6 protein-coding genes and 1 pseudogene are annotated in these 12,690 nt (G+C 61.0%); 5 read left to right on the top strand and 2 right to left on the bottom strand.

What is annotated here, in order from left to right:
* From QZ329_RS13085 to QZ329_RS13095, 3 genes and pseudogenes are all read left to right on the top strand, one after another.
* The coding region (locus QZ329_RS13085; protein WP_295753338.1) for a site-2 protease family protein at positions 1-718 on the top strand (718 nt) is incomplete at its 5' end.
* Between the two features lie 7 nt (positions 719-725).
* Positions 726-1,769 (top strand): annotated as a pseudogene (ispG, locus tag QZ329_RS13090) (flavodoxin-dependent (E)-4-hydroxy-3-methylbut-2-enyl-diphosphate synthase); the annotation flags it as partial.
* 45 nt (positions 1,770-1,814) lie between these two features.
* Positions 1,815-5,804, top strand: a complete 3,990-nt coding sequence (locus tag QZ329_RS13095; protein WP_295753340.1) for a PolC-type DNA polymerase III — start codon at positions 1,815-1,817, stop codon at positions 5,802-5,804.
* A 51-nt stretch (positions 5,805-5,855) separates the two neighbouring features.
* Here QZ329_RS13095 and QZ329_RS13100 read toward each other — a convergent pair whose 3' ends face one another.
* Both QZ329_RS13100 and QZ329_RS13105 read right to left on the bottom strand, forming a co-directional pair.
* Positions 5,856-6,425, bottom strand: a complete 570-nt coding sequence (locus tag QZ329_RS13100) for a TetR/AcrR family transcriptional regulator (protein WP_295753342.1) — start codon at positions 6,423-6,425, stop codon at positions 5,856-5,858.
* Positions 6,422-7,027 carry a TetR/AcrR family transcriptional regulator gene (locus tag QZ329_RS13105; RefSeq protein WP_295753343.1) on the bottom strand — a complete coding sequence of 202 codons (606 nt, stop codon included), beginning with the start codon at positions 7,025-7,027 and terminating at the stop codon, positions 6,422-6,424. The genes QZ329_RS13100 and QZ329_RS13105 overlap by 4 nt, the downstream gene beginning before the upstream one ends.
* A gap of 142 nt (positions 7,028-7,169) precedes the next feature.
* Here QZ329_RS13105 and QZ329_RS13110 point away from each other — a divergent pair, with 142 nt between their 5' ends.
* Complete coding sequence (locus QZ329_RS13110; protein ID WP_295753346.1) at positions 7,170-10,028, top strand: hypothetical protein; 2,859 nt, start codon at positions 7,170-7,172, stop codon at positions 10,026-10,028.
* A 15-nt stretch (positions 10,029-10,043) separates the two neighbouring features.
* The gene (locus QZ329_RS13115; RefSeq protein ID WP_295753348.1) at positions 10,044-12,224 is read left to right on the top strand and encodes an MMPL family transporter; all 2,181 of its coding nucleotides are present in this window, start codon (positions 10,044-10,046) and stop codon (positions 12,222-12,224) included.
* The last annotated feature ends 466 nt before the right edge of the window (positions 12,225-12,690 follow it).

Consider the following 12,690-nt stretch of genomic DNA (forward strand, 5'->3'; position numbering starts at 1 on the left):
GGCCAGCGGCTTTTACGTGGACCGGGTGGCCGGGTTTTCCGAGGGCTTCCCCCTGGAAGGGGAGGAGGGCCTGATGGAGGGCGATATCTTCTACAAAATTGACGGCTGGCGGACGTACCTCCGGGGGGACGCCGCCCTGTTTCTCCGGTTCAACGACGGCCAGGGCGTGGACATAGAGGTCATCCGGGACGGGGAGAAGGTGGTGCTGAAGGACCTGCCCTTGTACCGGGGAACCTATGACGGGGAGCCGGGCCGCTTTGGGCTGCGGGTGGGGGTCCAGATGGTCCCCGCCGGATTTGGAACCACAGTGCGGTTCATCGGCTATCAGACGCTGGATTTCATCCAGCAGGTCTGGTTCAGTCTGGTTCAGCTGATCAAGGGCAACTTGGGCACGGAGGATGTCCGGGGCCCGGTGGGCATTGTCTCCGAGATCACCGAGGTGGGAAAGGCCTCAGAGACCGTCTCCAGGGCGGTGCAGAACATTGCCTATTTCGCGGCGCTGATCGCGGTAAACCTGGCGGTGATGAACATGCTGCCCATTCCGGCTCTGGACGGCGGACGTGTCTTCTTCCTGGTGGTGGACGCGGCGGCTATGTTCCTCTTTAAACGCAGGGTGCCGGTGAAATATCAGGCGGCGGTAAACGCGGCGGGCTTCGCCCTGCTGATGGGCGTGATGCTGCTGGTAACTCTTCGGGATGTGACAAGACTGTTCCAGTGAGAGGGGGAGGACTATGACCAGACGCCTGATGGTGGGCAAGGCGCCGGTGGGCGGCGGCGCGTCGGTGTCGATTCAGTCCATGTGCAGCACAAAGACGGACGATGTGGCCGCTACCGTGGCCCAGATCAAGGCCCTGGAGGCCGCCGGGTGCGAGATCGTCCGGGTGGCCGTTCCGGACCAGGCGGCGGCGGAAGCGGTGGACAAGATCAAAGAGCGGATTTCCATCCCGCTGATTGCCGACATTCATTTCAACTACAAACTGGCCCTGGAGTGCGCGGAGCGGGGCATTGACGCCATCCGCATCAACCCCGGCAACATCGGCGGGGAGGAGAAGGTCAAGGCGGTGGCGGACGCCTGCCGGACGCGGGGCATTCCCATTCGGGTGGGCGTCAACGGCGGGTCGCTGGAGAAGGAGCTCCGGGCAAAGTACGGCGGCGTTACCGCGGAGGCCTTGGTGGAAAGCGCCCTGGGGCAGGTCCGCCTCTTGAATAAGTTTGACTTTGACGACATCTGCATCTCCGTCAAATGCTCGGATGTGCCCCTGACCATGGCGGCCTATCTGGCCCTCAGCCAACGGACGGACTATCCCCTCCACCTGGGTGTCACCGAGGCGGGAACGCCTTCTATGGGCATGGTGAAATCCGCCATGGGCATCGGGGGGCTCTTGTGCCTGGGGGTCGGCGACACCATCCGGGTGACGCTGACCGCCGACCCGGTGGAGGAAATCTATGCCGCCCGGAAGATTTTAAGGGCGGCGGGCCTCCGGAAGGAGGGGGTGAATCTGATTGCCTGTCCCACCTGCGGCCGGACGCGGATTGACCTCATCCCCATAGCGGAGGAGGTGGAGCGGCGGCTGGCGGACTGCGAAAAAAACATCACCGTGGCGGTGATGGGCTGCGCCGTCAACGGCCCCGGAGAGGCCGCTGCCGCCGACATCGGCATTGCCGGTGGGAAGGGCGAGGGTTTGTTGTTCCGCAAGGGGGAGATTTTGTACAAGGTTCCCCAGGAGCGGCTGGTGGACGCGCTGATGGAGGAGATCGAGAAGCTGTGACACGGCGGAAGCCAGGCTGGAAGGGAGGAAGACGAGGGAAACGCTATGTCGAGAAACATCCCATTTTTTGAAATGTTCGCCGAACTGCCGGCGCCGGCGGAGCTGCGGCTCCGTCTGGCGGGGGCGGAGATTACCCACGCCTGCATCGATCAGGCGGAGGGGGCCATTGTCCTGGACACGGCGGTGAAGACCCCCCTGAGCCAGGAGGACCTCCGGGAACTGGAGGAGACCCTCAAAGCGGTCTACGGCTTCCGGAAGGCAGCGCTGAACGTCACCTGCACGGCTCCGCCGCCCCCTGCGGCTAGCCCCGCGCCCCAGGGCGGCGGGGACAAAGCGGCGCCGAAAAAGAAGCCGGGTAAAATTCTGATGGGAAAACCCGTCAAGGCAAAGCCCGGCCCCGTGTCGGCGCTGAACGTGAAGATGGGCACGGCGACGGTGTCGGGCAAGGTCTTCGCGTTCGAGTGCCGGGAGACCCGGCGGCCCGGCCTGTGGCGGCTGAGCTTTGACATGACCGACGGCACCGGCTCCGTCACTGTCCAGAAAAATCTGTCCGCCGGGGAGGCGCAGGCTCTGGGGGGGGCCGTGAAGCCTGGTATGTGGCTCACGGTGCAGGGAAAGATGGAGCCCACCTGGGACGGAAAGGACATCCAGCTCAACCCCCAGCATATCAACGTCATCGAACACGAGGAGCGGCAGGACACCGCTCCTGTAAAGCGCGTGGAGCTTCATCTCCACACCAAAATGAGCAACATGGACGCCCTCACCGACACCAAGGAGGTCATTCAGGAGGCCGTCCGTTGGGGGCACCCCGCCATTGCCATCACGGACCACGGCGTCGCGCAGTCCTTTCCGGACGCGTGGCATGCCGCCGGAAGCAAGATCAAGGTCCTCTATGGTGTAGAGGGCTATTTCATCAACAATGTGGACGACCGCATTGCGGTCCACGGGTCCCAGGACATCCCCCTGGACGGGGAGGTCGTCTGCTTTGATATTGAGACCACCGGCCTCCGGGTGGACCGGGAGGCCATTACGGAGATCGGCGCGGTGGTGCTGAAGAACGGGGAGATTGCGGAGCGGTTCCAGACTTTCGTGAACCCCGGGAGACGGCTGACGCCGGAGATCATCGGCCTCACCGGCATTACCGACGAGATGCTCAAAGACGCGCCCAAGCCCGCCGAGGCCCTGGCGGACTTTTTAAAGTTCGTGAACGGGCGGCCTCTGGCGGCTCACAACGCGGAGTTTGACATCGGCTTTATCCGCAAGGGCTGCCGGGAGGCGGGACTGGACTTCCATCCCACTTACATCGACTCCCTGATTCTGGCCCAGAATCTGCTGCCGGGCCTGGGAAAGTACAAGCTGGACATCGTGGCGGAGCATCTGGACCTGCCCGCCTTCAACCATCACCGGGCCAGCGACGACGCGGCCACGGTGGGCTATATGCTGATTCCTTTTTGGAAAATGCTCCATGAGAAAGGGATTCACACCCTCCAGGCTGTCAACGGCGAGATGGAAAAGCTGCGGCCCCTGGGAGGGAAGTCCAACCGCTTCCCCAAACACATCATTCTGCTGGCCCGGAATAAAGTGGGGCTGAAAAACCTCTACCAGATGATCTCCGACTCCAACTTGAAATACTTCAAGCGGGTGCCCATTATCCCCAAGAGCCTTTTGAAGGAGCACCGGGAGGGCGTCATCGTGGGGGCGGCCTGTGAGGCGGGGGAGCTGTTCCAGGCCGTGAAGGACCACAAGGACTGGGACGAGCTGCGGCGCATTGCCTCCTTCTACGATTATCTGGAGATTCAGCCCCTTTGCAACAACTGGTTCATGCTGCGCAACGGCGACGCCCGGAGCGAGGAGGACCTGCGGGAGTTCAACCGGACCATCGTCCGCCTGGGGGAGGAGCTGCGCAAGCCCGTCTGCGCCACCGGGGACGTGCATTTCCGGGAGCCGGAGGACGAGGTGTTCCGGCACATTCTGCTGGCGTCCAAGAAGTTCCCCGACGCCAACGAGGCCCTGCCCATCTACTTCAAGACCACGGACGAGATGCTGGAGGAGTTCTCCTATTTGGGGAAGGAGAAGGCCTACGAGGTGGTGGTGGCCAACACCCGGCTGGTGGCGGATCAGGTCGAGACCTTTGAGCTGCTGCCCAAGGAGCTCTTCCCCCCGAAGCTGGAGAACTCGGAGGAGGACTTGAACCGTCTAGTCTGGGAGAAGGTCCACCGCCTCTACGGCGAGGACCCGCCCCAGCTCATCGTGGACCGGCTGAATGTGGAGCTGGGTGGCATTTTGGGGAAATACGACGTGGTCTACGTGTCTGCCCAGAAGCTGGTGCAGCGCTCTTTGGAAAACGGCTATCTGGTGGGTTCCCGGGGCTCCGTCGGGTCGTCTCTGGCGGCCTATATGTCCGGCATCACCGAGGTCAATTCCCTGCCGCCCCACTACCGCTGCCCAAAGTGCAAAAACAGCGAATTCATCCAGGACGGTTCCTACGGCTGCGGCGCGGACATGCCGGACAAGGTCTGCCCGGTCTGCGGGACCAAGTACGAGAAGGACGGGTTCGACATTCCCTTTGAGACCTTCCTGGGCTTTGGCGGCGGCAAGGTGCCGGACATCGACCTGAACTTCTCCGGCGAGTACCAGGCTCGGGCTCACCGCCATGCCATCGAGATGTTTGGCGAGACCCAGGTCTTCCGGGCGGGAACCATCGGCACCCTGGCGGAGAAGACTGCCTATGGCTTTGTGAAAAAGTATCTGGAGGAGAATCAGATAACCGCCGGCCGGGCGGAGGAAAACCGCCTCACCCTGGGCTGTGTGGGCGTCCGCCGGACCACCGGACAGCATCCGGGGGGACTGGTGGTGGTCCCGGCGGACAAGAGCATGGAGGATTTCTGCCCCGTTCAGCACCCGGCGGACGCCGACGATTCCGACACCATCACCACCCATTTTGAATATCACTCCATGGAGGCGAATCTCTTAAAGCTGGACATGCTGGGGCACGATGACCCGACCATGGTCCGGATGATGCAGGACCTGACCGGCATGGACCCCCAGAAAATCCCTTTGGACGACCCGGACACCATGTCCATCTTCATCTCCAGCAAGGTGCTGGGTTACGAGAATGACGAGATTCTGGGTCCCACCGGGGCGGTGGCTATCCCGGAGTTCAACACCCGCTTCACCCGGCAGATGCTCATAGACACCCAGCCTAAGGATTTTAACACCTTGGTTCGGCTCTCCGGCTTCTCCCATGGAACCGATGTGTGGCTGGGCAACGCCAGAGAGCTGATTGTCAGCGGAACGGCCAGCGTTCTGGAGACGGTGGGCTGCCGGGACGACATCATGCTCTATCTGATTCAAAAGGGTCTGGACCCTAAGATGAGCTTCAAGATCATGGAGTCCGTCCGAAAGGGAAAGGTGAAGAAGGGGGGCTTCGAGCCCGGCTGGAAAGAGGCCATGCAGGAGCACGACGTGCCGGAGTGGTATATCGACTCCCTGGCCAAGATCGGATATCTCTTCCCCAAGGCGCACGCCGTCGCCTACGTTATGATGGCCTTCCGGATTGCCTGGTATAAGGTCCATGAGCCTCTGGCGTTCTACGCCACCTTTTTCACGGTACGGGCAAAGGCTTTTGACGCGGAGTATTGCTGTGCCGGAAAGGACGCGGTGAAGAAAAAAATCCGGGAGATCGAGAACAACAAGGACGCCACCGCCGTGGAGCAGAATCTGCTGACCACGCTGGAGGTTTGCTATGAGTTCTACCTCCGGGGCTTCCATTTTGAGACCATCGACATCTACCGCTCCGAGGCCGCGCGGTTCGTGGTCACAGAGGGAGGGCTTCTTCCGCCCTTCACCACCGTCCACGGCCTGGGAGAGGCAGCGGCCTTGGACACGGTGGAGAAACGGAAGGGGAAGGAGTTCATCTCCATTGAGGAGTTCGCCCTGTGCTGTAATAAGCTCTCCAAGACCCACATTGAGCAGCTGAAGGCCCTGGGGGCCTTCGCGGGAATGGCGGAGACCAGCCAGATAACGTTGTTCTAAGAGCCCCTGTTCGCCGCAAAAAGAGCCGCTGTGCAAAGCACAGCGGCTCTTTCATGTATCCCCATCGTGGGCCAGCGCCCGCTTTAAAAGCATCTCGGTCATGCCCTCGCCCAGAAGGCAGAGCCGCCGGAACTGTCCGCCTATATCATAGCGCATCCCGCTGTTCAACCACTCGATGATCTGGCCGAAGCATTCGCACTGATAGAAGCGGACGATGATCTCCCGGTCCTCCTGCCGGATGGGTACGCCGCCGAAAGCAGCGGCAGCATACTTCCGGACCACCTGCCGGCAGATGTCCATCAGACACAGCTCAAAGAGGTCCCGGTGGGCGGACTGGTTGATGTGGAGCATGGCTTGACGGTGCTCCAGGGCAAACGCCGCCGCAGTTTCCAGGCAGTCCGCCAGCGAGGGGGAGGGGCCCTGGGCCGCAATGATGCGGCTGGCATAGTCTGTAATGATTTCCTCCAGCAGGGCGGGGATGTCCTTGAAGTGGTAGTAGAAGGAATTCCGGTTGATTCCGCAGTCCCGGACAATGTCGGTGACGGTGATTTCCCGGAGGGGGCGCTCCTCCAGCAGCTTGAGGAAGGAGGCCTTCACCGCCTCCTTGGCGGGAGAGGTCATGAACGTTCCCTCCCTTCACCGCCGGGGAAGAGACTGGCGGCGGCGGCCTCCGCCATATGCTGGGCGGAGAAAAGCAGGTCCTCCTTCGGCAGGGCCATGTCCTGGGCGAACCATTCCTTTAAAAGGCCGATGAACCCCCAGGCCAGAAAGTTCAGCAGATAGTCCGTCAGGCGCGGGTCCTGGGGGTGGAACCAGGTTTTCACCAGCGGCTCACCGTTCTTATGGACCAGCTGCTGGAGAGACTGGATGAAGCCGGTGGCTTCGCTGCTGGCAAAGAGGACGGTGCAGATTTCCCGGCGCTCAATGACAAAGTCCAGCACCGGCTCGAATACCGGAGCCGCGCTGCCCACGGCTACGCTCTCCTGCATGTGGGCCTCCACCAGGGACTGGAGTTCCGACAGAAGGTCCTCCTCCAGACTTTGCAGCAGCTCCGCCGTACCGGAGTAATGGAGATAAAAGGTACCGCGGTTCATGTCCGCGGCGTCCGTCACATCCCGAACGGAGATGTCAGAAAAGGTTTTGCTCTTCATCAGTTCCAGCAGACTTTCCTTCAACAGCTTGCGGGACCGGCGTGCCCGGCGGTCCTCCGGATTCTTCAGCATAAGCGGCCTCCTTGAGGCAAGTTAGACACTTGCCGGCTTTTGTCTATTGACTGGATTTCCTGTTCTTACTATAATCGACTCAAGTTAATAAGTCAACACTAATTTTTTATCAAACAAATGTCTATCATCTGGAGGAATGGGTATGAACTGGCGAATGGCAAAACAGCGTGTTTCCGCGATGGGATTGGCGGCGGCTCTGGCGGTGTCCTGCGCGGTTCCAGCGGCGGCAGCTCCCATTGGAGACGGCGTGGAGCCCACGTATGACGAGGCCTATTACGCGACGCTGGACTATTACGGCAATCTGCTGGAGGGCAGCGTGGTGAAGAGCTATGCCCTCAACGGCAAGGACAGTCTGACGGATTATGGCGTCTATGACGAGGTGGTGAATCTCACCGACGGCACCTCCCCGGTGAGCGGGGAGGGGGGAGCCACCTCCTTCCGCTTTGGCGGCAGCGCGCCAGATCACTTTTATTTCGAGGGCAAGACCAAACAGCCCTTCGAGGACCTGCCCTGGACCCTCTCTCTGCGCTATACCCTCAACGGCGTACCTATGAAGGCGGAGGACCTGGCGGGAAAGCAGGGCGTGGTGGAGATTCTGCTGGACATCGTACCGAACGAGAAGGCCAGTGATTACGCCAGGTATAATTACACCTTGGAGGCCATGGCCCTGTTCAACCAGGATGACATTTTGTCCCTGGAGGCCCCCGGGGCCCAGGTCCAGCTGGTGGGCAACCTGCGGACGGTGCTCTTCCTGGCGCTGCCGGGCGAGGAACAGCATTTTACCATCCGGGTCGGCAGCGACGACTTTTCCTTTGGCGGACTGACGGTGCTGATGGTTCCCGCCACGTTGGCCCAGCTGGAGGAGATCGCCAAGCTCAGCCAGCGGAAAGACGACCTGGAGGAGGATTACCGGGCGCTCTCCGGCAGTCTGGACAATCTGCTGGACGCCCTCAGCGACATTCAAAACGGCCTCTATGCCTCCGCCAAGGGCCTGGACCAGCTGGAGGCCGCGCGGCAGAGCTTCTCCGGCGGCAAGGGCGTGCTCTATGACGGGACGGACCGTCTTCGGGGCGACCTGAGCAATCTGGCGGAGCTGCTGGGGCCGGTGGAACAGCGAATCCAGCTTCTCAGCCAGACGGTGACGGATTCCAAGACCGTTCTCAATGATATGACGGACGCCGCCCTTACCCTCCAGACACAGCTGAAGGATATGGAGGACGCTCTGTGGGGGCTGGAAAACGGCAGCGACGACCTCAAGCACGTCATCGATCTGGCGGCGGACATGAAGAACAGCCTTCTGCGGCTGGAGCGGGCCCTGGGGGGCACGCATACCGGCGGCAGCAGCGTATCCACCAACAGCGGCGCGCTGGTGCAGAAGGTGAAAACGGTCCACGGCGTTTATGCCGAGAAGGACCGGGACGCCTTCTTCGCCCAAATGCTGGCCCTCCAGGGGAAGAGCGCCGGGGAGATTCAGGATATCCAGACCATTCTGGGTCTGGACGAGGCCACCGCCGCCGCCATCGGCAAGCAGCAGGAGTGGCAGGCGGCTCAGCAGGCCAAGCAGCAGATGGACGGTCTCCACGCCATGAAGGAAAACGGCATGAGCTTCCAGGGCTTCTGCGAGAGCCTGCCCGGCGTCTCAGAGAGTCAGGCCAAACAGATGAACGACCTCTGGCTGATTTACAGCAGTGGCGATGTGACTGGCGAAACGAAGCCGGCCCCCCCGGAGACGCCGCCGGAGCAGGAGGGACAACAGCTCCCGGCTATGGAAAAGACGCCGTCTGAGGCGGGAGAGGAAGCGGGGGAGACCCCTGTCTCCGAATCGGAAAACGAGCCGGAGGAAGAAGAGCTGTCCCCGGGAAAGGCCGACAGGGAACAGATGACGGCGAGACTGATCCTCAACGCCCCCGGCAGCGAGGGGGAGACGGACGGCGGGGAGGCTTCCGACGGCGGAGACGCTTCCGGCGGAGACGCTTCCGGCGGAGACGCTTCCGGCGGTGATACCGGCTCCGGGGGCAGCGCCTCGCCGGACAGCGGCGGCAGCGGCTCCGGCGAAGACTCCGAAGAGAACAACCCGCCTGACCAGGACGATGGTTCCGGCGCGGATGGCGAGCCGGGGGAGGAGCCGGATACGGGCGGCGGTTCCGATACGGAGGATACTCCCGGTACAGGCGAAAACCCCGGCGGAACCGGCGGCTCCGACGAGAATAACACGGTCGGCGGCGCGGTGGTGGACCTGATCACCGGCGGCCTGGACAATGCCACCGCGCAGATTGACCGGATTCAAAGCCAGCTTACGGATACCCTGGAGGAGATCAAGCGCCCCACCGCCGTGGTGGTGGGCGACCTGGCAGACCTCTGCGGAGAGCTGGACAGCCTCATCTCCGCGCTGGACGACGCGGAGGACCTGGCGTCCGCCCTGCGGCAGTCCTCCATGACGCTGCGTGAAATCTTGGGAGACGTGGACGCGCTGCGTACCGTTCTGAACGGCTATGAGCCCACGCTTCAGGAGGCCCTGAGCAGCGCTGGGGCCCTCAGCACCGCCGCTGTTTCCACCATTCGGGACACGGAAACGCTGCTGGCAGACGCGGAAAATCTGGCCCGATCCACAGGAAGGGACCTGGACGCGGGGACGAGGCAGTCCCTGAATGGTCTTTCCGCCGCTCTGCGGCAGACCGCGAAGGCTCTGGCCGCCACCGGCGAGGTGAAGGACGCCAAGAATACCGTCGCCGATATCATTGAGGATACCTGGAACGAGTACACCGGAGATGTCAACAACCTCCTTCTGATGGACGCCACAGCCGAGCCGGTATCCCTGACGGACGAGCGGAATCCCACTCCCTCCAGCGTCCAGGTTCTGATTCGGACCCAGGAAATCAAGGAGGAGGAGCCGGAGAAGACGCCGGAGACCGCCGAGGCCAAGACCGCCACGACCTTCTGGGGCCGCGTTGGGCAGATGTTCCGGGATTTCTGGAATGCCGTCACCGGCATATTCCACTGACAGGGGGAAATCGCTATGGTGGAAAAAATTGCCCATAAACTGACGCGGAAACCCAAGCTGGTGGCCTTGGCCGCAGTGCTGATGCTGATACCCGCCATCATTGGCTACGCCGCCACCCGCATTAATTACGACATTTTGTCCTACCTTCCCCAGGACCTGCCCTCCTCCCAGGGGGAGCAGCTGCTGGAGGACCCCTTTCAGATGGCGGCCACCAGCATGCTGATCGTGGAGGGAATGCCTGCGGGCTACACCAACAAGCTGATTCAGGATATCAAGGAGGTCCCCGGCGTGTCCAGCGCCGTGTGGGTCAGCAACCTGGTGGGCATCCAGATTCCCGTGGAGATGATTCCGGCGGATTTCCGGGAGATGTTTTTCTCTGGTCAGGCCACTATGATGCTGATTCAGTATGACCATCCCGGCGCGTCCGACGAGACGATGGAGGCCATTCAGGGGGTCCGGAATGCCTGCAACGAGCGCTGCTTCCTGGCGGGCTTTTCCGTGGTTATCAAGGACACGCGGGACGTGATGGACGGAGAGCTGCCCATTTTCGTGGGCCTTGCGGTGCTGCTGGCGCTGGTGGCGATGAGCGTGACGCTGGAGTCCACCGTGCTGCCCTTTGTGTACCTTGCCAGTATCGGCATGGCGGTGGTCTACAACTTCGGCAGCAACGTCTTCCTGGGGCAGATTTCCTACATCACCAAGGCCATCGCCGCCGTACTTCAGCTGGGCGTGACCATGGACTACTCCATTTTCCTTTACCACCGCTACGAAGAGGAACGGGAACACTACGACGACAAACGGGACGCCATGGCCCAGGCCATCATTGCCGCGTTCCGCTCCCTTTCCGGCAGCAGCATGACGACCATTGCGGGCTTCCTGGCCCTGTGCTTCATGCGGCTGACCCTGGGCCGGGATATCGGCATCGTCATGGCCAAGGGCGTGGTGCTGGGCGTCGCCACGGTGATTTTGGTACTGCCCTCCCTGGTGCTGATTTTCGACAAGCAGATTGGCAAGCATAAACACCGGACGCTGATTCCCTCGTTTGACAAGGTGAATGCCTTTGTCCTCCGCTATCGGATTGCTCTGGTTGTGCTGACGCTGGTGCTGTTCCTCCCGGCGGTTTACGCCCAGAAGCATGCCGAGATATATTACAAGCTGGACGAATCCCTGCCCCGGGACCTTCCCTCCATTGTCAGCAATGAGAAGCTGAAGGATGATTTTGACATGGCCACCTCCCATTTCGTGGTCCTCCGGAACGATCTCTCCGCCGCCGACATGGGGGCGCTGGAGCGGGAGATCGAGGCGGTCCCCGGCGTTACCTCCGTCGTCTCCTACCACAAGATGCTGGGCTCCGGCATTCCGGACTTCTTCATCCCGGACGCGGTGAAGGATATGCTCCGCCAGGGAGGCTGGCAGCTGATGATGGTGAATTCCAGCTATGCCCCCGCCACCAGCGAGGTGTCGGCCCAGCTGGACGCCATGAATGAAATCCTCCACAGCCGGGACCCCAGCGCCATGATTACCGGCGAGGGCGCCATGTACCGGGACCTGATCGATACCTCGGCGGTGGACTTTCAGGTGACGAATTACATCTCCATCGCGGCGATCTTCTTGATTATCGCCTTTGTCTTCCGCTCAATTTCCATTCCCGCGGTGTTGGTGGCCACCATTGAGCTGGCGATTTTCATCAACCAGGGCTGCTGTTATTTCCTGGGCACGGAAATCCCCTTCATTGCGCCCACAATCATCAGCTGCGTTCAGCTGGGGGCCACGGTGGACTACGCCATCTTGATGACCTCTCGCTTCCAGGAGGAGCTGAAGCGGGGCCTGAGCCGGAAGGAGGCTATTCTTATCGCGGCCAACTCCTCGGATGCGTCCATTGTCACCAGCGCTCTGGTGCTCTTCTGCGCCACGCTGGGTGTGTCTTTCGTGTCCTCCATCGATCTGATTGGGGCCATCTGCGTTATGCTGGCCAGGGGCGCGCTGGTGTCGGCTCTGGTGAGTATTTTCCTCATGCCGGCCATCCTCTGCGTCTGCGAACCTCTGTTCAACAAGACCAGCTGGCACTGGCGGACGCCGGACCCCGTTCCGGAAAAGACGCTTCCTGTCCCCGAGGAGGAGCTTCCTCCGGCGGAGACCGCCCTGGCCGGGCCGGAAGCGCTTCCGAAGGAGACCATTCCGGCGGAGGTGAAGTGACAGCGCCAGAGGTAAGATGTAAGAAAATGCTGAGGAAAAGATGGAGTTTTATGGAAGAGATGAAAGAAAAGTGTAAAGAGACACGCAAAACGTAATTGAAGTAATTGAAGAGTGTTGATAGAGGTTGAAATATCCGGAAATAAACGGCGTTTAAATGGAACTGCCTGAAAGCAAATCGAATAAGTATGCACAACGGTAACGTGAGCGGCCCGCCCCAAGACAATTCAGGGCGGGCCGCTGTAAATTTTTACAAGCCGGTATCAAGGTCCCCTTCGAGACCCCTTAAAATTCCGTGTAAACGACAAACTTAGAGAGATAAAAAATCTTCGACTCAGTCAAGAATGGAAAAAACAATCCATTCAAGATGGGAGTCGAAGAAAATAAACACAGCGCCGCAGGAGCTACTGAAAGAGTATATCAAAAGTCAGCATTTCACCAACACTACAGAGATTATGGCGGCGATGAA

It is taken from the genome of uncultured Oscillibacter sp., from assembly GCF_910579365.1.
Lineage (GTDB): Bacteria > Bacillota > Clostridia > Oscillospirales > Oscillospiraceae > Oscillibacter.